Here is a 19,023-nt window from a genome sequence, read left to right on the forward strand (position 1 = left end):
GAAGATTTGCGGCGGTCATAGCCCAGGAGAGACGCCCGGTCCCATTCCGAACCCGGAAGCTAAGACCTGGCACGGCGATGGTACTGCACCCGAGAGAGTGTGGGAGAGTAGCACGCCGCCGCATCCATACGATAAGGAAGGCCCTTGGTCGAGCAACAGCTCCCAAGGGCCTTCACGCATATCCGAACCCACCCACCACACGCGCCCCCGCCGGCACGCCGGGGACCACCCTCTGACGCGCGTGCCGCGCGCCACCTCCCGCCAGCGGGAGGAAACACACTCCGACATTGGGTAGCTCTTGCGGGGCGGGGAAAAATCTATATAACCTTCGCTTGTTGAAATATGTTGCGGTATGATGTTCTGTGTCCTGCGGCCGCCAAGAGAAAGGCAGCGATGATGCCCGCCGATACTCCGAAAATCATCTTTCTTGATGTGGATGGGACGCTCGTCGATTATGAGAACAACCTGCCCGACTCCGCCGTCGGGGCGATTCGCGAAGCCCGTGCGAATGGACACAGGATCTACATCTGCACCGGTCGTAGCAAAGCCGAGGTCTATCCGCCATTATGGGAGATCGGGCTGGACGGCATGATCGGTGGTAACGGCAGTTATGTGGAGAGCGATGGCGAAATCGTCATGCACCGGACATTGAGCCTCGACCAGTGCACGCGCGCCGTCGACTGGTTGGACGCGCGTGGACTCGCGTTCTATCTGGAAAGCAACAGCGGATTGTTCGCCAGCAGGGATTTCGAGAACGGTGCGTTGGAGGCTGTACGCGCCTATTCGGCGCGCAAAGGCAAAACGAATGCGGATACGATGACCGTTCACGACGGATACCCGGACATGATCTACGGCGGCGAACTGTATCGTGATGACGTGAACAAGATCAGTTACGTACTCGGCTCCCAACAGGATTTCCTCGATGCCGAACAGGAATTCGACGACATGCATAACGGCACCTGGGGCGGTAGGGGAGCGACCGCCCTATGGGGCGATCTCGGTGTCAAGGACATCACCAAAGCACATGCCATCGATTGCCTGCTCGCATATCTCGGTGCCGATCGGGCCGACACCATCGCATTCGGTGATGCGGCCGTCGACGTGCCGATGCTCGAATACTGTGCCTATGGCGTGGCAATGGGTAACGGGTCGCCCGACGTCAAGCGGGCCGCAGATCTCGTCACCGACGACGTCGAAGAGGATGGTCTGGCGCACGCGTTCGCACGACTTGGATTGATCGGGCGTCGGACCACGGAAACAGGACACGGTGAAAGGTGAAGAACATGAACCGCAGCATCATCTTCCTCGACATCGACGGCACGTTGTTCGGGCGTGACCATATCATCGCCCCATCCACGCTTGACGCGATTCATACCGCGCAACGCAACGGACATCTCGTCTTCATCGATACAGGGCGTTCGCGTCCCGAAATCGATGACGACGTGCTCGCGCCCGGATTCGACGGCATCGTCGGTTCGGTCGGCGCCTACATCGAGATCGGCGGCAAAGTGCTGCTCGACCGGTTCATCGATCCCAAGACGGTGACGCGCGTTACGCGCGTGTTCGATGAGATCGGCGTCAACTACATGTGGCAGTCGTCACAGGGATTATGGGCGTCGGCCGGATATATGGCGCACGTCGACTGGGTGCGCCGCAACCTGCGCGCCGACTACGGCGGCGATTGGTGGCGTGTACTCGAAGCGAGCAAAGCCGACGCCTGGCTTGATCACGTCGATCTCGGCGAACTCGTCCCCGCCTCGAAATGCAAGTTCTTCGCACCACCCTCGTCACGACTCACGTTGGACGATATCCGTGAAGCCGTCGGCGATCGTCTCCACATCGTCAGCGGTTCGATGGGATTGGAGGCGCCGACGAACGGCGAAGGGATGACGCCGGGAATCGACAAAGGCACCGGACTCGCATACGTGGCCGGTCTGTATGACGTCGACATCGCCGATACCATCGCCATCGGCGATTCGGAGAACGATACCGAGATGATCGAAACGGCCGGCGTGGGCGTCGCCATGGGCAATGCGACCGACGGCATCAAGGCCATCGCCGATTGGACCACCACCGCGGTGGACAAGGACGGCATCGCCGTCGCCTTCCGGCATCTCGGTTTAATCTGATTCGCAAGCCGCGACACGGCGGAGGAAGGGCGGAATAGGAAAGTTCAAAGTTCAATGAACTTTCTGATGCCCTCGATCTCCGTCTCACGGATGGCGTGGCCCATGCCGGTGTATTCGCGGGATTCGAGGCGACCGGTCTCTCCGAGCACACGGTGCGCGGTACGCTGGTCGTCGATTGGGATCGTGCGGTCTTCGGAACCGTAGAGCAGCAGGAAACGCGTATCGCCGGCGATCGCCGCGCCGTCCGTAGACTCTTCGCCCTTGAACGACGGGCTCATCAGAATCGCGGCATCGAACACATCGGGGTGTTCGCGCACGATGCGGTAGGACATATAGCCGCCCTGCGAGAATCCTACGAGGATCTTCCGCCGGGACGCGAACATCGGCGAATCCAGCAGCGCGACCACCGCATCGCCCACCGCTGAGCACTCCCGGCGTCGCTCCTCGACGCCGCAACCGTCCGGATACCAGTAAGCGCCGCCCATATAGTCGCGGTCGTAGGTGCCGTGGAACGACAGGTAGCTCGGGGTCCGTCCCGTCCCCGCATACACGCCGTCGATGACGCGGATCATCTCACGCTCATCGTTGCCGTAGCCGTGGAACATGACGAACAGACGGTCGTCGGCCGCCCTCCCATCGCCGTCCGTGGCGATGGTTTCGATACGGTTCACCGAACTGAGACGCATGATCGTTCCCTCCTGTCGCACATGGCCGTGCGTCGCATGCCATCCGTGACACGCGACGCACGTTTTCCTTCAGTGTCTTCAGTGTAGAGGGAACCCGGCCGTCACCACAGGCCGATGAGTCTCCACCATCCCAGACCGACGGTCAGATAGATGGCGACCGTCACCACGCCGCATACCAGGCCGACGCACAGGAACTCGGCGGTCTTCACGTAGCCCGCGCCGTAGATGAGCGCGGACGGGCCGGACGCGTAATGCGTCATCGCGCCGATCAGACCGGACGTGCAGCCGAGCAGCAGCGCCGTCGCCATCGGGGGAGCGCCGGCCGCGACCGCCACGGACAGGAACAGCGTGTAGATCGCCACGACCTGCGCGAGTTCGGAGGCGAACATGTAGTGCAGCAGGAAGTAGCAGACGGTGAGCAGGACGAGCACCACCGGCCAGGACCAGCCTTCGATGGAATCGGCGATGAACGCGCCCGCCCATTCGGTCACCCCCAGTTCGTTCAACGGGGTGGCCATGCCGACGAGGATGCCGAAGAAGATCAGCGTGGACCATGCGGACGAGTTCGCCGCCATCTCCTTCCACGTGATGATGCCCGTGACGAGCAGCACGGCGACGCCGAGGAACGCGACGGTCGTGGCGTTGATGCCGGTGATCTGGCCGGTCGCCCACAGGACGAGCATCGCCGCGAAGGTGAGCAGCATGATCCACTCCTTGACGGACAGGCGTCCCAGCGACTTCAGCTCGGCCTTCGCATCCGCCTGCGCGCTCGGCACGTGCCTGACGCTCGGCGGGTAGATGAGATAGACGAGCGCGGGGATGACGATCAGACACAGCAGGCCGGGCACGATTGCGGCCAGAGCCCATGTGCCCCAGGAGATCGGTGCATCTGAATCGGAGGCGAGTTGGGCGACCACCGGGCCGGCGGCCATCGCGGTGATGAACATGGAGGAGGTGATCGCGTTCACGTTGTTCGCGGTGATGCACAGGAACGCTCCGATGCGGCGGCGCGACTCATCGGACTTCGGCGTGGATTCCTGCACGTCGCTGATCGACGTGATGATCGGGAACAGGATGCCGCCCAGACGCGCCGTGTTCGACGGCGTCGCCGGTGCGAGCAGCAGATCGGCCGCGGTCAGACCGTAGGAGATGCCGAGACTGGACTTGCCGAGCAGGCTGATGAACACGAGCGCGATGCGTCGGCCCAGTCCGGTCTTCACGAATCCCTGGGCGATGAAGAACGCGGCGACGATCAGCCAGATCGACGCGGAGCCGAGACCGGAGAACGCGGCGGTCTTCGGATCCATCGTGCCGGTGAGCATCGCCACGGTCAATCCGATGATCGCCACGGCGGACGTGGGCAGCGGCTGGAGAATGAGCCCGAGGATCGTGCCGAGGAAGATCGCCAGCATGTGCATGCCTTGGGCGGTGAGGCCGTCGGGCACGGGCACGACGTAGATGACGAGGGTCACGGCGATGCAGATAGCGGCCTTGAGCGCCTGCGCATGCGGGATGGAGGCTGCGGCCTTGGCCGCCGCCGGCGTCGCGGAGACCGACTGCGCGCTCGGGGAAGACTTCAACGGTATGGACATGGTCATCGTGACTCCTTCATTGGGGCTGTCCCTCCGGACTTCATCGGTGGAGGGAACGGATGATGCGACCGATTGCCCCAAGGCTACGATGTGGGCTTCGGCACCCGCAAATAAGCGACGCCTATATGGGGGCCGACTGTTCCGGCACGCCGTTGCGAATCGTCGGAACCGTTGCGGGGAACGGCGTGTCGTCATAGTGGTCCCGCTTATTTGTGGGGGCGTGCGGTCCGCTCCTATCGTATGAGGCGACGCGGCGACGAAGCCGACGACAGGACCTGAACCGACATCCGAACACAAGGAAAAGGAGCGACACCATGACCGGATTCGCCACACTCAAGGATTCCTTCACCAACCGCGGCCTCGCCGCCACGATCGACGAACGCGTCGCCGCCGACGTGGACGGCCTGCTGCCCGCCGCCGTGCAGTCGCTCGACATGCAGGAGGAGACCGTGTACGAGCGTTTCCGGAGCATCGGTGACGATCTCGGCAAGCGCCTGTTCCTGATGGGCGTGTGCCGCGAGAACCGCCGTCTGTTCTACCATGGCATGTCCAAGCATCTGACCGAATACATGCCGATCGTCTACGCGCCCACCGTCGCCCAGTCGATCATGCAGTACGACAAGTACTATCTCGGTTCCGACGTCGCCTACGTGTCCATCGAACACCCCGAGCGCATCAAGGATGCGCTGCGCCAGTACGCCGAAGGCCGCGACATCGACCTGATCGTCGCCACCGACGGCGAAGGCATCCTCGGCATCGGCGACTGGGGCGCGCAGGGCGCGGAGATCCTCACCGGCAAGCTCGCCGTCTACACGGCGGCCGCCGGCATCGACCCGGCCCGCGTCCTGCCCGTCATGATCGATGTGGGCACCGACCGCAAGGAGCTCCTCGACAATCCGCACTACGTCGGCAACCGTTTCCCGCGCGTGCGCGGCGAACGCTACGATGCGTTCATCGACGCGTTCGTCCACGACTGCCTCGAGCTCTACCCGGACGCGCTGCTGCACTGGGAGGACTTCGGACGCCCCACCGCCGCGCCGATCCTCGAACGCTACCGGGGCGACGTGCTCACCCTGAACGACGACATCCAGGGCACCGGCGTGACCGTGCTCGCCGCGCTCGTCGCCGCCCGCCGCATCGCCGGCACCTCCTACGACGACACGCGCATCCTCGTCTTCGGCGCGGGAACCGCCGGCGTCGGCATCGCCGACCAGCTCGTCGACGACCTCGTCGTCAGCGGCGGCATGGACCGCGCCGAGGCGATGGGACGCGTCGCGCTCGTCGACCGCTACGGTCTCATCGTCGAAGGCCAGGACGGACTGACCGACGGCCAACGCAAGTACGCGCGCAAGGCCGGCGAATTCCCGTCGCTCGCCGATCCGACCGACCTGGCGTCCGTGGTCGACGCGTTCCAACCGAGCGTGCTCATCGGCACCTCCACCCGCCCCGGCGCGTTCGACGAGCGCGTGGTGCGCGCCATGTGCGCCCATGTGGAACGCCCGCTGCTGTGCCCGATCTCCAACCCGACCGAACTCGCCGAGGCGAAGGCGGCCGACGTGATCCGCTGGTCCGAAGGCAAGGCGTTCGTCATCACCGGCACCCCGTCCGCGCCCGTCGAGTACGGGGGAGTGACCTACCGCATCGGCCAGGGCAACAACGCGCTCATGTACCCGGGCATCTGCTTCGGGGCGATCGTCGGCAAGGCGAGGCTCGTCAGCGACCGCATGCTGCTCGCCGCCGCACACGCCATCTCCGGCATGATCGACGTGGACGAGCCGGGCGCCGCCGTCCTGCCGCCCGTCAGCGACCTGAAGGAGATCTCGCGCAGGGTCGCCGTCGCCGTCGCCGAGCAGGCCATCGCCGAAGGCCTCAACCGCGAGCCCGTGCCGGACGTCGAAGCCGCCGTCGAAGCGAACACCTGGCGCATCGGCTGACCGTCCCGGCCGCGTCCCGCCCTCCCGAGCCGCCCCGCCCCGTGGATGCACGCTACAATGGAGTGTGTTTTCCCCGAGGCAAGGCGGCTCATGGCATCGATAGACAACATCCGCGATCTGGAGTTCTTCCAGCTCGTCGCCGAACTCGGCAGCTTCACCGATGCGGCCGCGGCCGCCCGCGTCTCCCAGCCCACCGTCTCCCAGGCGGTCAAACGGCTGGAACGGCGGCTCGGCGCGACGCTCATCGAACGACGCCGCTTCGGCGCCGGGGGAGAGGCGACGCTCACCCCGGCCGGCCTCGCCCTCATCCGCCACACCGCCGCGATCCTCGACGAGATCAACCGCCTGCCCGACGAGATCGCGCGCGCCGGACGGTCGGACCTCGCGGCGGGCGACGACCAGACCGTCTCCTACTCCGTGGGCCTGCCGCCAATCATCTCCGCCTACCTGCTGGGCGACGAGACCATCGACGCCCTGGCACACACCCTGTCCGGCGAACTCGACGGCGAGGTCACCGTGCAATCCGTCGGATCGCGCCGGCTCCTCGACGCCATCGAACGGCATACGGTCGATTTCGGCGCGGTCGCCGCCGTCGAATCATCGCCGTCGTTCGGCGTCGCGCGCACGTTCCGGATCGCGTCGTTCCCGTTCGGTCTCGCCTACGCGAAAGCCGGCGCGGCCGCGACGGCGCTCGCCGGCAGGATGACGTTCGACCTGTCCGACGGGAAGGCGATGCGAGGCATGCGGTTCGTCACCCTGTCCGACGATTTCGTGCATTCGAAGGCGGCGGGCGCGTTCATCCGCTCCCGCATCGACCCCACGGACATCATCGAGGTCGCCGACGTCGGCACGATGAAGTCGGTCATCGCGTCCGGCATCGCCGTCGGACTGATGGCGTCCGTCGCGGTGGAAGGCGACGGACGCATCGCGTTCATGCCGGTGACGGGCGCGACGCTGCCCACCTTCGACGTCTACGTGTTCGACGACACCTCCTCGCATCCCGACGCGCGCCGCCGCCGGGACGGGGCGGACGCCTTCCTCGACGTCATCGGGCGGCGGCTGGCGGGCTGATCCTCCGGGCCCGCCGGCCGTTCCCGATCCGGCACGGAACGTACCGGATGGCCGCCGGAACGGGCCCACGAACCATGGCAACGCTACCATGGGAGTCGTGCCGCGGATCGGCGGCGAAGCGGACGGAAGGCGAGGAACACGCATGGTGGATACGCGGGAGACGATGGACAACGTGGCGCGCAAGGACGCGGGACTGCCGTACCACTACGACGACCCGGCCATCATGGACGGACAGCTCGCATGGCAGGACAAGCTGTGGGAGTACAACCAGACCAAACCCACCGAACAGGACCGCCGCGCCGAACTGCTCAAAGACATGTGCGCCGAGGTCGGCGAAGGCGCGCACATCGAGACTCCATTGCACGCGAACAACGGATGCCGACGCGTGCACCTCGGCAGGGGCATCTACATCAACGCGTTCATGAGCATGGTCGACGACGCGGAGATATGGATCGGCGACTACGCGATGTTCGGACCGTCCGTCACCATCGCCACCGCGGGACACCCGATCCTGCCGATTCTGCGCGAACACCACTACACGTACGCGCTGCCGGTGCATATCGGACGCAACGTGTGGGTCGGCTCCAACGTGAGCATCCTGCCGGGCGTCACCATCGGCGAGAACAGCGCGATCGGCGCCGGCTCGGTCGTCACGCATGACATCCCCGCGAACGTGGTCGCCGTGGGCGTGCCATGCAAGGTGGTGCGCCCGATCGGCGAACACGACCGCGAATACTACTGGCACGACCGTCGCCTCGACGTGACCGAGTGAGGAGAGGACGATGAACGAGCTCGACAAATGCATGGCGGGGGAGATCTACGACTGCCACGATCCGATATTCCTCGACTACAAGAACACCGCGCGACGGCTGCTCGCCGAATACAACCGGCTGCCCTACGACGCGAAGGAACGCAAACGCGAGATCCTCGAATCGCTGTTCGGCTCGATCGGCGCGAACGTGTCCGTCGGCCTGCCGTTCATCTGCGACTACGGGCGCAACATCCGCATCGGCGACAACGTGTCCGTCAACATGAACTGCACGTTCGTCGACTGCAACACGATCGACATCGGATCGGACACGCTCATCGCGTCGAACGTGCAGCTGTACACGGCCACGCATCCGGTGGAGCTCGCGGACCGGCTCGCGGAAGGCTGGAAGCCAGGCGACGCGCACTACCGGTGGAACACGTACGCCAGGCCGATCCGCATCGGGCGCGGCTGCTGGCTGGGAGGCGGCGTCATCGTGCTGCCGGGCGTCACCATCGGCGACGGCACGGTGATCGGCGCCGGATCGGTCGTCACGCGCGACATCCCCGCGAACGTGGTCGCCGTCGGCAACCCGTGCCGTGTGCTGCGGCCGATCAACGGGAACGGGGCCGATCGGGCCGATCCGCATCGGAGCGCAGTCTGACGAGACGACGGGCCAACGATTCGATGACGAACACGGCGGGCAGCTGGCTGGTCGCGTTGTAGCCGCCGTTGACGCGCTCCGGCGCGAGACCGGCGGCGAACGACCAGTCGCACATCCCCGCCAGCGTGCTGCCGGGCGTGTTCGTCAACGCGAGGAGCCTCGCGCCGCGCGAGGCGAAGCCCTCCGCCGTCTCCAGCAGCTTCGGCGTCTCGCCGCTCTCCGACACGGCGACGACCGCCATGCCCGGTCGGGCGAACGTCCCGGACGGATAGAACGCGTCCGTCAACCCGATGGCGAACAGGCCGAGATTCGCGAACAGGCGCGCGCCGTAGTCGGCGATCGTGCCCGACGACCCCTCGCCGATGAAGACGATCGGGTCGGCCTTCTCCAGCAGCGACGTCGCCTCGCCGAGCATCGCCTCGAACGCGGGGGAGTCGGCGCGGGAGAAGAACAACGACAACTCGCCCAGATCGGCCTGCGGGACGGGACCCTGCTCCGGACGTTCGGCGGCGTCGCGCGCGGCCCGTCTGAACGCGTCGAACCCATCGAATCCCATCCGCGCGTACCAGCGCATCACCGTGGACGGCGAGACATAGGTGGCGGCGGCCAGCTCGCGCACGGACATGTACGCCGCGGCCTCCGGATGCGCGGAGACGAACCGGCAGATCGCGAGCTCGGTGCGGTTGCAGCGTTCCAGCTGCTCGAAGGTGAACATGGTTACGTACTGTAGCGCGCATGGCGTGCGACCGATCCGCCGCACGCCCGCGCAAGGTGAACGGAAGGTGACGCGCGGGGGACGGCTTGTGCGGCGTGCGTCGGAGAAATGGTCTATAGTCGGATAGGTCACGTTAGTGGCCACCTTGTCCGTTTCACACACGAAAGGTGAGCCGTGTCAACTGAACAGGAACCGGCGGAGACGCCGATGCTCGGCAAGAGCGTCATCTCGCTCGACGATCTCTCCATCCCCCAGATCACCGATCTGCTGCACAAGGCGCAGTACATCGACGCGCATCGCAGGGAGGTGGCGCACACCTGCGACGGCAGGGTGCTGGCCACGCTCTTCTACGAGCCCTCCACCCGCACGCGTCTGAGCTTCGAGACCGCGATGCTGCGTCTCGGCGGCAAGGTGATCGGCTTCGCCGGCGCGCAGCTCGCCTCCGTCTCCAAGGGCGAATCCATCGCCGACACCCTGAAGACCGTGTCTAACTACGTCGACGTGGTCGCGATCCGCCATCCGAAGGAAGGCGCGGCGCTCGTCGCCTCCCGCGCCGCCTCCGTGCCCGTCATCAACGCGGGCGACGGCGGCCACATGCACCCCACGCAGACGCTCGCCGACCTCGCCACGCTCCAGTCGCGCTTCGGCCGCGTCACCGACCTGACCGTCGGCCTGTGCGGCGACCTCATGTTCGGCCGCACCGTGCACTCGCTCATCGAGACGCTGTGCCGCTTCGGCAACGTTCGCTTCGTGCTCATCAGCCCCGACGAGCTCAAGACCCCGCAGTACGTGCTCGACCGCATCGACGCCACCCCGTCCTGCTCCTACGTGGAGGTCAAGGACCTGGTCTCCGTGATCGGCGACCTCGACGTGCTGTACATGACCCGCGTGCAGCAGGAGCGCTTCTTCAACGAGGACGACTACCTGCGTCTTCGCGACACGTACATCCTCGACGAGGACAAGCTCGCCCACGCCAAGAAGGACATGGCCGTGCTGCATCCGCTGCCGCGCATCAACGAGATCGCCGTCGAGGTCGACGACGACCCGCGCGCCGCCTACTTCGAGCAGGTGAAGAACGGCATGCTCATGCGCATGGCGCTCGAGAGCACGGTGATGGGCGACGAGCTGCCCGGCTACGAACCGTTCGAGAACAAGGAGGTCCAGGCCTGATGGAGGTCACCAGCATCCAAAACGGCATCATCATCGACCACGTGCCCGCCGGCACCGCGCTGAAGGTGCTCGACTACCTGAAGATTAACCCGGCGAAGACCAAGCTCGCCCTCATCATGAACACCGACAGCCACCTGTATGGCCGCAAGGACATCATCAAGATCGAGGACGAGGACGGCAAGAAGGGTCCGTCCATCGACCTCGACGTGCTCGGCCTCGTCGCGCGCACCGCGACCGTCGGCATCGTGCGCGGCGGCAGGATCGTCGAGAAGAAGACGCCCACGCTGCCCGAACACGTGGTGAACATCCTCACCTGCCGCAACCCGCGCTGCGTGACCACCACCGAACGCGGCATCGACCAGATGTTCCACCTGACGCACTCCGAGCGCCAGGAGTACCGCTGCGACTACTGCGACGAGGAAGCGAAACTGTAAGGAGCCGATATGCCGACGCTGCGCAACATCAAGGTGTGGAACACCGACGAGATCATCGACGTGAAGGTGCCGCTCGCCGCGGGATCCGTCCTGGAAGGGGAGCGCTCCGGCGCGGCCGGGTTCGAGCGACTCGAGATCGACGCCACCGGGCTCACGCTCGCGCCCGGATTCGCCGACCCGCACGTGCACTTCCGCGACCCCGGCCAGACCTACAAGGAGTCGATGGTCACCGGTTGCGCCGCGTCGGCCTCCGGCGGATACACCGACGTCCTCATCATGCCGAACACCGTGCCCGCGATGGACGGCGAGACGATTGTCGGCCGGGACGCCCCCGGCGCCGACGAGGTGCTGTCCTCCGGCAGGAACGACGTCATCGACTTCCTGCAGCACTACTCGGCGGACCATGGCGTGACGCTGCCCGTGCGCTATGACCTGTGCGTGTGCGCCTCCAAGGGCCGCGCCGGCCGCGAGGCCACCGAATTCGAACATTGGCGCCGCCACATGCCGGGCGTCGGCGACGAGACCAAGGACGCCGACCAGCTCGCGCATCCGGTCACCGCGATCAGCGACGACGGCTCGGCTGTCACCCCGGAGACGCTTGATGCGGTGTTCGCGCTCGCCAAGGAGTCCGGCCTGCCGCTCATCGAGCACTGCGAGCACCACGACACGGGCGCGGTGAACGAGGGTCCCGTCTCGCGCAAGCTCGGCGTGCCCGGCATCCCCGAGGACACCGAGCTCAGAATCGTCTCGCGCGACATCGCCAAGGCGCGCGAGACCGGCGTGCACGTGCACTTCCAGCACGTGAGCACCGCCGGCAGCTTCGAGGCGATCCGCGCCGCCAAGGCCGAGGGTCTGCCGGTCACCTGCGAGACCGCGCCCCACTACCTCTCCCTGAGCGACGAGGCGCTGCTCACGTACGGCACGCTCGCCAAGATGAACCCGCCGCTGCGCTCGGAGGAGGACCGCAAGGCCACGTGCGAGGCCGTCGCCGACGGCACCGTCGACCTGCTCGCCACCGACCATGCGCCGCACACCATGGCGGAGAAGGGGCTCGGCTTCCTCGACGCCCCCAACGGCATCATCGGCCTCGAATGCGCGTACGGCGTGTGCCACAAGACCCTCGTCGACGGCGGATACATCTCCGACGAACGCCTCATCGAACTGATGAGCGTCGAACCGATGCGTCTCATGGGCCATGAGGCCACCGACGTGACCGCGCTGCTCGACCGCGAGACCGACGCCTCGCGCGAACCGGACGCCAGGCGCGTGCTCGACTTGGGCGCGGTGAAGGACACGACCGGCATCGGCCTCGTCGTGCTCGACACGTCCCAGGACTGGACCGTCGACCCGGAGGCCTTCCACTCCAAGGCGCGCAACACCCCGTTCGGCGGATGGAAGGTGACCGGACGTCCGCTCGCCACCATCATCGGCGGCGAGATGGTGTTCAGCCGACTGTGACGGGCTTTCCGACAACCACCCCCAGTCACTGCGTGACGGCCCCCGCCAGCGGGGGCCGGGGTGAACGATAAGGACTTCAACGAAAGGAAACGCATGGACCGCTTGATCGACGCCATCGAGGCGACGCAGAACCCGAGCGTCGTCGGACTCGACCCCACCGAGGCGCTCGTGCCGCCGCAGGTGGTCGCGGGACTCGCCGAGGAGGTCAGGGATTCGGTGGACGACCCCGCCGAAGCGCCGGCCGTACAGCTCGCCAGCGCCTTCTACGAGTTCAACCGCACCATCATCGACGCCGTCGCCGGCATCGTCCCCGCCGTCAAGCCGCAGATCGCCATGTACGAGGCGCTCGGCCCCGCCGGCGTCGACGTGTACACGATGACCTGCGACTACGCGGCCAGCCGCGGCCTGTACGTGCTCGCCGACGCCAAGCGCGGCGACATCGGCTCCACGGCCGCCGCCTACGCGCACATGCTCACCGGCGTGGACGGCTTCGACCCATGGAAGGTCGACGCCGTCACCGTCAACCCGTACCTCGGCACCGACGGCATCACCCCGTTCGTCGACGCCGCCAAGGAAAGCGACAAGGACCTGTTCGTGCTCGTGCGCACCTCCAACCCCTCGTCCAGCGAGCTGCAGATGCTTGACCTCGCCGACGGATCGAAGGTGTACGAGCGTGTCGCCGACCTCGTCGAAGGCTGGGGCGCCGACTCGATCGGCACGCACGGCTACTCGCGCGTCGGCGCGGTCGTCGGCGCCACCCACCCCGAGGAGGGCAAGGCGCTGCGCAAGCGCATGCCGCACACGTTCTTCCTCGTGCCCGGCTACGGCGCCCAGGGCGGCACCGCCGCCGACGTGCGCGGCATGTTCGACGCGGACGGCTCCGGCGCCATCGTCAACTCGTCGCGCGGCATCATCGGCGCATGGAAGAAGGACGGACGCTACAACCCGTCCATGTCCGCCGACGACGCGCTCGCGCTCGTCGACGAGACGGCGCGCGACGCGGCCATCCGCATGCGCGACGACCTGCGCGCCGTGCTGTAGCCCCCGGATCCGCAACACCGAAACAGACCGACCACCGACCAACGTAAGGAGCACCATGAGCGCCACCTTCACTCCGACCTATGACGTGGTGAACGAGGCCGTCGCCGTGGGATTCTTCCCGCCGCGCCATCCCGTCGACGTCACCGACGTCACCGAACCCGCGCCGGGCGTCGTCCGGCTGACCTTCCGCGACCCGTACATCGCCGAGCACGCACGCCCCGCGCAGTTCGTGAACATCTTCACCGACGACCCGATGATGCCGATGCCGCGCCCGTTCGGCGTGAGCGAGACGCATGACGACGAGGTGAGCGTCATCTTCGCCGTCGTCGGCAAGGGCACCGCCGGATTCGCACAGCTCAAGGCCGGCGACACGATCCAGGTGCTCGGCCCCCTGGGACGCCCGTTCCATACGAAGACGGCCGCCCACTACGTGCTCGTCGCCGGCGGCCTCGGCGTGCCACCGCTCATCTACACGGCGCAGCGTCTCGCCGACGACCCAGCGACGCGCACCACCGCCGTGTTCGGCTACCGCAACGAGCATTTCGCCGACAAGTTCGTCGAGCCGTACGCCGATACCACCGTGAGCATCGACGAGTCGGAAGGCAACGTCATCACCCTGCTCGACCGGCTCGAAGCCGACGGCGGACTCACCGTCGACGGACTCGACACGGTGATCCTGTCTTGCGGACCGCTGCCGATGATGAAGGCCGTCGCCGCATGGGCCGCGGAACGCGACCTCGCCTGCCAGTTGAGCATGGAGCAGCGCATGGGCTGCGGCTACGGCACCTGCGTGCTGTGCACCGTGGACACCGTGGACGGACGACTCAAGGTGTGCGCCGACGGACCGGTGTTCACCCGCGAACAGCTCGGATGGGGGAAGTGAACATGACCGACGCGAAGCACACGGACCACATCAACCTGTATGAGGCCCACGAGTGGAAGCACTCCACCCAAGTGGCGGGCGTCACCTGGAAGAACCCGGTCGGCACCGCCTCCGGCACCTTCCAGTACGCGGCCGTGCGTTGGTTCTACGACGTGAGCCAGCTGGGAGCCGTTTCCACCAAGGGCTGCTCGCCCGTACCGTGGGAGGGCAACCCGTCGCCGCGCACCGCCGAGGGCCCCGCCTCCAACATCAACGCGGTCGGCCTGCAGAACCCGGGCGTCGACCATTATCTCGAGGACGACCTGCCCAAGCTCAAGAAGGCGGGCGCCACCGTCGTGGCCAACGTGGCCGGACATTGCGACGACGACTATGCGGCCGTCGTCGCCAAGCTCGCCGACTCCGACGCCGACATGCTCGAGATCAACGTGAGCTGCCCGAACGTGACGCACGGCGGCATGAGCGTCGGCACCGATCCGGTCGCGCTCGCCAAGCTCATGGACCGTCTGCGCCCGATGACCGACAAGCCGATGATTATCAAGCTCACGCCGAACGTGACCGACATCACCGTGCCGGCGCGCGCCGCCGTCGAACACGGCGCCGACGCGCTGAGCATGATCAACACGCTGCTCGGCATGCGCATCGACATCCGCACCGGCGAGCCGATTATCGCGAACACGACCGGCGGCGTGTCCGGTCCGGCCGTGCTGCCGATGGGCCTGGTCGCCGTCTACCGCACGCGCACCGTGCTGCCTGACATCCCGATCATCGGCATCGGCGGCATCGACTCCGGCGAGAAGGCGCTCGAATACCTGTATGCGGGCGCGAACGCCGTCGAGGTGGGCGCGGCCGCCCTGTTCGACCCGGTCGCGCCGCTGCGCGTGGCCCGCGAGCTCGACGACCTGCTCGACGACCGTCCCGAACTCGCCGCCAAGCTCGCCGCCGGCGAGACCTGGCGCTGAGCGGCATTGGCCGATTCCGCAACGAAGGAAGGAAAAGACATGACCGACAACGCATCGCTCGACATCCGATTCACGCAGTTCCTGCTTGAATCCAAGGCGCTCAAGTTCGGCGACTTCACGCTGAAGTCCGGACGCAAGTCCCCGTACTTCATCAACGCGGGCGCGTTCGACGACGGCCGCAAGATCGCCACGCTCGGCGCGTTCTACGCCGAGAAGATCGCCGCCGAAATCGAGGCCGGCAACCTGCCGAAGGACATCGACACCGTGTTCGGACCGGCGTACAAGGGCATCCCGCTGGGCGTGTCCACCGCGATCGCCCTCACCTCCGCCCACGGCATGGAGGTCGGCTACACGTTCGACCGCAAGGAGAAGAAGGACCACGGCGACGGCGGCATGATGGTCGGCACCCAGCTGAAGGACGGCATGAAGGTGCTGCTCGTCGACGACGTGATGACCGCCGGCACCGCCGTGCGCGAGGTCATCCCGAAGCTCAAGGCCGAGGCGGACGTCGAGGTCGTGGGCCTCGTGCTGTCCGTCGACCGCATGGAGAAGACCAAGGACTCCGACCTGTCCGCGGTGAAGGCCGTCGAGACCGAGTTCGGCTTCCCGGTGTTCGCCATCGCGAACGTGCGCGAGATCTTCGAGGCGGGACGTTCGATCCTCACCGATTCCGGCGAGCCGTATGTGACCGACGCCATCAAGGCCGCGGCCGACGCGTATCTCGAACAGTACGGCGCGTGACGTTCGGGATATCGAATCGGTGAGGCTCCTGCCGCCCGTGACACCGGGCGGCAGGAGCCTCATTCGTTGCGCGAGACACCCCCTCAGTCCGCTTCGCGGACAGCTCCCCCTCAAGGGGGAGCTGGGAGATGAACGGTCGGAGGGTGAACGGTCACCAGGTGCCGATGGGGGCGGCGGTGGCGTCGAGGACCTGGAGAAGATCGGTGGGGGAGACGCCGACGGAGAAGCCGCGCTTGCCTCCCGAGACGAGGATCGTGTCGAATTGCAGGGCGCTTTCGTCGAGCACCGTCTTGTGATGCGTCTTCTGGCCGAGCGGGGAGATGCCGCCGACGACGTAGCCGGATTCGCGCATCGCGACCTTCGGGTCGGCCATCGCGGCCTTCTTCGCGCCCACCGCGGCGGCGAGGGCCTTGAGATCCATGTGGCCGGACACCGGCACGACGCCCACGACGCGTTCCGAACCCGTGTCCGCCATCAGCGTCTTGAACACCTGATGCTCGTCGAATCCGAGCTTCTTGGCGGCCTCCACACCGTAGCCGTCGTCCATGTGGTCGTTCGAGTGTTCGTATTCGTAGGGCGTGAACGCGACGCCCGCCTTCTCCAACTGCACGGTGGCCGGCGTGGAACCGGCGCCTTTCTCATGCTTCTTTTTCTTCGCCATGGCTCCCATGATACGAAGAAACCCCCGCCGGAAGGGCGGGGGTTTCATTCACCTTATATCAGCGGTGAAGCGATGCGGACGGATCCGCGTGGGCTCACTCGGAGATCTCGGCGAAGTACAGCAGGGTACGGATCATGTTGGAGGTGAAGCCGTACTCGTTGTCGTAGAAGGAGACCGTGCGGGCCAGGGTCACGCCGTCGATGGTGTTGACGTCGGTCTGGGTCGGGTCGAAGACGCCACCGTGGGTGTCGCCGAGGATGTCGGAGGAGACGATGCCCTCATCGTTGTAGCCGTAGTAGTCCGTGTCGGAGAAGGCGGCCTTGAAGGCGGCGTTGATCTCGTCGGCGGTGGTCTCGGTGTTGAGGACGGTGGTCAGCTCGGTGACGGAGCCGTCCGGGACCTGCACGCGCTGGGCGTGGCCCTGCAGCTTGCCGTTGACGGACGGGACGACCTTGCCGATGGCCTTGGCGGCGCCGGTGGAGTGGGCGATCGTGTTGATTCCGGCGGCGCGCAGGTTGCGGCCGGACTTGGTGCCACGCGGGCCGTCCAGCAGCATCTGGGTGCCGGTGTAGGCGTGGATGGTGGTCATGAAGCCGGCCTTGATGCCGAACTTCTCGTCCAGCAGCTTGACCATGGCGGCCATGGAGTTGGTGGTGCAGGAGCCGGCGGACACGATGTTGTCGGAGGCCTTGAGGATGTCGTGGTTCACGCCGAACACGACGGTCGGGGTGACGTCGTCCTTGGCCGGGGCGGAGATCAGGACCTTCTTGGCGCCGGCGTTCAGGTGGGCCTGGGACTTCTCGGCGGAGGTGTAGAAGCCGGTGCACTCGAGCACGAACTCGACGCCGTCGTTCTTGACCCACGGAATGTTGTTGGCGTCCTTCTCGGCGTAGACCTTGTATTCCTTGCCGTCGACGACGATGGAGTCCTCGGTGGCCTTCACGTCGACCGGCGTGCCGTCGTCGTGACGGAAGGTGCCGTGGGTGGAATCGTACTTCAGCAGGTAGGCCAGCGTGGCCGGAGTGGTCAGATCGTTGATGGCGGCAACTTCGATGTCGCCGGCCTGGCCGCCGCGAGCCTGGAGCTCGAAGATGCGACGGAAGGCGAGACGACCGATGCGACCGAAGCCGTTGATACCAATCTTAACTGTCATGTAATTCTCCCTTGTAGGGTGACGCCGGCACGCTGGGCACGCCGGAGCCATTGTTTACCAACATCGACCACTCTAGTGCGTCGTCTGTACGAAACGCAACGTCTTCCATCGTGTTTCAGCCGAAAATCCCGAAAATTCCGTGAGCGTTCACATGAGTGGTATCAGGGCGGCTGGGCGTCGGCGGCGGGAGCGTGGCGAAAGCGCGATGCCGCCGCCGTCAGCCCCGCAGCAGCGGCGAGACGCGCGTGTCCAGCGCGCCCAGATCGCCGCCGAACGGATGCCGCCGCGTCACGCGCGGCATCGGTGCCTCGGCGGGGAAGGTGACGACGAGCGTGCCCTCGCGCACGCCGACCGAGGCGGGCACGCCCGGACGGAACTCGTTGCTCACGCCCTGCACCGCGTCGGACGTGAGCGTGCCGTCGAGCATCTCGTATTTGAGGCCCGGCTCGTCCACGCCCCGCGAGACGTCGGAATGCGAGAACACCGACACCATGCGCCCGACCGCCACGTCGTTCGCCAGGAAGTCGAGACGCGCGTCGCAGATCGCCGTCACGACCGTGCCGTCGCCGTGCAGGAACCCGATGCCGCCGTGATGCGCGACGAGCGCCATCAGCCGGATCGCGGAAAGCGTGTGGTCGATGCGCCCGCCCAGCGCGCCGTACACGTGGAACGTGCGGCAGCCGCGCGACCACGCCACCTTCAACGCGCTCAGCAGATCCGGATCGTCCTTGAGCGGCGGCAGCGCGATCGTGCCCGCGCCCGCGGCGGGACGATCGCCTTCGAGCGAATCGAAATCGCCGACCACCACGTCCGGCGTCACGCCGGCCCCGCGCGCATGGTCGAGCCCGCCGTCCGCCGCGACGACGAACGCGCCGTCCGGCACGACGATCGGACGGTAGTCCGGCGAGGCGTAATATTCGCCCGCCGCGAACACGACGCACACGCGTCCCTCGATATCCGCACACATACCGGTCCAGTGTACGC

Annotated in this window: 19 protein-coding genes and 1 rRNA gene; 14 read left to right on the top strand and 6 right to left on the bottom strand. The window is 66.4% G+C overall.

Features of this window, described 5'->3' with window-relative positions:
• The first annotated feature begins 7 nt into the window (after nt 1-7).
• From rrf to AC1AYX_RS04145, 3 genes are all read left to right on the top strand, one after another.
• Nucleotides 8-124, top strand: a 5S ribosomal RNA gene (gene rrf / locus AC1AYX_RS04135).
• A 269-nt stretch (nt 125-393) separates the two neighbouring features.
• The gene (locus AC1AYX_RS04140) at nt 394-1,278 is read left to right on the top strand and encodes a Cof-type HAD-IIB family hydrolase (protein WP_476502312.1); all 885 of its coding nucleotides are present in this window, start codon (nt 394-396) and stop codon (nt 1,276-1,278) included.
• A gap of 5 nt (nt 1,279-1,283) precedes the next feature.
• The gene (locus AC1AYX_RS04145) at nt 1,284-2,129 is read left to right on the top strand and encodes an HAD family hydrolase (RefSeq protein WP_476502313.1); all 846 of its coding nucleotides are present in this window, start codon (nt 1,284-1,286) and stop codon (nt 2,127-2,129) included.
• Nucleotides 2,130-2,173: 44 nt separating this feature from the next.
• On the opposite strand, the gene AC1AYX_RS04150 is transcribed toward AC1AYX_RS04145, so the two are convergent.
• Both AC1AYX_RS04150 and AC1AYX_RS04155 read right to left on the bottom strand, forming a co-directional pair.
• Nucleotides 2,174-2,815, bottom strand: coding sequence for an alpha/beta hydrolase (locus AC1AYX_RS04150; protein ID WP_476502314.1), 642 nt, complete (start codon nt 2,813-2,815; stop codon nt 2,174-2,176).
• 101 nt (nt 2,816-2,916) lie between these two features.
• Nucleotides 2,917-4,413: a DASS family sodium-coupled anion symporter gene (locus AC1AYX_RS04155; protein WP_476502315.1), complete on the bottom strand. Its 1,497-nt coding sequence runs from the start codon at nt 4,411-4,413 to the stop codon at nt 2,917-2,919.
• A 206-nt stretch (nt 4,414-4,619) separates the two neighbouring features.
• Here AC1AYX_RS04155 and AC1AYX_RS04160 point away from each other — a divergent pair, with 206 nt between their 5' ends.
• The 4 genes from AC1AYX_RS04160 to AC1AYX_RS04175 all read left to right on the top strand — a co-directional run bounded on the left by AC1AYX_RS04160 (nt 4,620) and on the right by AC1AYX_RS04175 (nt 8,824).
• A complete protein-coding gene (locus tag AC1AYX_RS04160) occupies nt 4,620-6,341 on the top strand; it encodes an NAD-dependent malic enzyme (RefSeq protein ID WP_476502316.1) in 1,722 nt (573 codons plus the stop codon).
• Nucleotides 6,342-6,431: 90 nt separating this feature from the next.
• Nucleotides 6,432-7,412 (top strand): LysR family transcriptional regulator, encoded by a 981-nt coding sequence (locus AC1AYX_RS04165; protein ID WP_476502317.1) that lies wholly within the window; start codon nt 6,432-6,434, stop codon nt 7,410-7,412.
• A gap of 142 nt (nt 7,413-7,554) precedes the next feature.
• Nucleotides 7,555-8,184: a sugar O-acetyltransferase gene (locus AC1AYX_RS04170; protein ID WP_476502318.1), complete on the top strand. Its 630-nt coding sequence runs from the start codon at nt 7,555-7,557 to the stop codon at nt 8,182-8,184.
• Nucleotides 8,185-8,194: 10 nt separating this feature from the next.
• Nucleotides 8,195-8,824 (top strand): sugar O-acetyltransferase, encoded by a 630-nt coding sequence (locus tag AC1AYX_RS04175; RefSeq protein WP_476502319.1) that lies wholly within the window; start codon nt 8,195-8,197, stop codon nt 8,822-8,824.
• Here the strand turns inward: AC1AYX_RS04175 and AC1AYX_RS04180 are convergent.
• Complete coding sequence (locus tag AC1AYX_RS04180) at nt 8,775-9,539, bottom strand: MurR/RpiR family transcriptional regulator (RefSeq protein WP_476502320.1); 765 nt, start codon at nt 9,537-9,539, stop codon at nt 8,775-8,777. The genes AC1AYX_RS04175 and AC1AYX_RS04180 overlap by 50 nt on opposite strands.
• Nucleotides 9,540-9,746: 207 nt before the next feature.
• Between AC1AYX_RS04180 and pyrB the strand changes: the two genes are divergently transcribed.
• The 7 genes from pyrB to pyrE all read left to right on the top strand — a co-directional run bounded on the left by pyrB (nt 9,747) and on the right by pyrE (nt 16,225).
• Entirely contained in the window at nt 9,747-10,709 is a 963-nt protein-coding gene (pyrB, locus tag AC1AYX_RS04185; protein WP_476502416.1) for an aspartate carbamoyltransferase, read from the top strand.
• Nucleotides 10,709-11,143 (top strand): aspartate carbamoyltransferase regulatory subunit, encoded by a 435-nt coding sequence (locus tag AC1AYX_RS04190; protein WP_476502321.1) that lies wholly within the window; start codon nt 10,709-10,711, stop codon nt 11,141-11,143. The genes pyrB and AC1AYX_RS04190 overlap by 1 nt, the downstream gene beginning before the upstream one ends.
• A 9-nt stretch (nt 11,144-11,152) precedes the next feature.
• Nucleotides 11,153-12,601: a dihydroorotase gene (locus AC1AYX_RS04195; RefSeq protein ID WP_476502322.1), complete on the top strand. Its 1,449-nt coding sequence runs from the start codon at nt 11,153-11,155 to the stop codon at nt 12,599-12,601.
• A 93-nt stretch (nt 12,602-12,694) separates the two neighbouring features.
• Entirely contained in the window at nt 12,695-13,642 is a 948-nt protein-coding gene (pyrF, locus tag AC1AYX_RS04200) for an orotidine-5'-phosphate decarboxylase (RefSeq protein ID WP_476502323.1), read from the top strand.
• Nucleotides 13,643-13,697: 55 nt separating this feature from the next.
• Nucleotides 13,698-14,525 (top strand): dihydroorotate dehydrogenase electron transfer subunit, encoded by an 828-nt coding sequence (locus AC1AYX_RS04205; protein WP_476502324.1) that lies wholly within the window; start codon nt 13,698-13,700, stop codon nt 14,523-14,525.
• Nucleotides 14,513-15,484 (top strand): dihydroorotate dehydrogenase, encoded by a 972-nt coding sequence (locus AC1AYX_RS04210; protein WP_476502325.1) that lies wholly within the window; start codon nt 14,513-14,515, stop codon nt 15,482-15,484. Before AC1AYX_RS04205 ends, AC1AYX_RS04210 begins: the two co-directional genes overlap by 13 nt.
• Nucleotides 15,485-15,523: 39 nt before the next feature.
• Nucleotides 15,524-16,225, top strand: coding sequence for an orotate phosphoribosyltransferase (gene pyrE / locus AC1AYX_RS04215; protein ID WP_476502326.1), 702 nt, complete (start codon nt 15,524-15,526; stop codon nt 16,223-16,225).
• 151 nt (nt 16,226-16,376) lie between these two features.
• Here pyrE and ybaK read toward each other — a convergent pair whose 3' ends face one another.
• The 3 genes from ybaK to AC1AYX_RS04230 form a co-directional block, all read right to left on the bottom strand.
• Nucleotides 16,377-16,886 (bottom strand): Cys-tRNA(Pro) deacylase, encoded by a 510-nt coding sequence (gene ybaK / locus AC1AYX_RS04220; protein WP_476502327.1) that lies wholly within the window; start codon nt 16,884-16,886, stop codon nt 16,377-16,379.
• A gap of 94 nt (nt 16,887-16,980) precedes the next feature.
• A complete protein-coding gene (gap, locus tag AC1AYX_RS04225; RefSeq protein WP_034526007.1) occupies nt 16,981-18,039 on the bottom strand; it encodes a type I glyceraldehyde-3-phosphate dehydrogenase in 1,059 nt (352 codons plus the stop codon).
• 217 nt (nt 18,040-18,256) lie between these two features.
• Nucleotides 18,257-19,006, bottom strand: coding sequence for a thiamine diphosphokinase (locus tag AC1AYX_RS04230; RefSeq protein WP_476502328.1), 750 nt, complete (start codon nt 19,004-19,006; stop codon nt 18,257-18,259).
• Nucleotides 19,007-19,023: the final 17 nt, after the last annotated feature.

The sequence above is a fragment of the Bifidobacterium sp. LH_419 genome, from assembly GCF_056356955.1.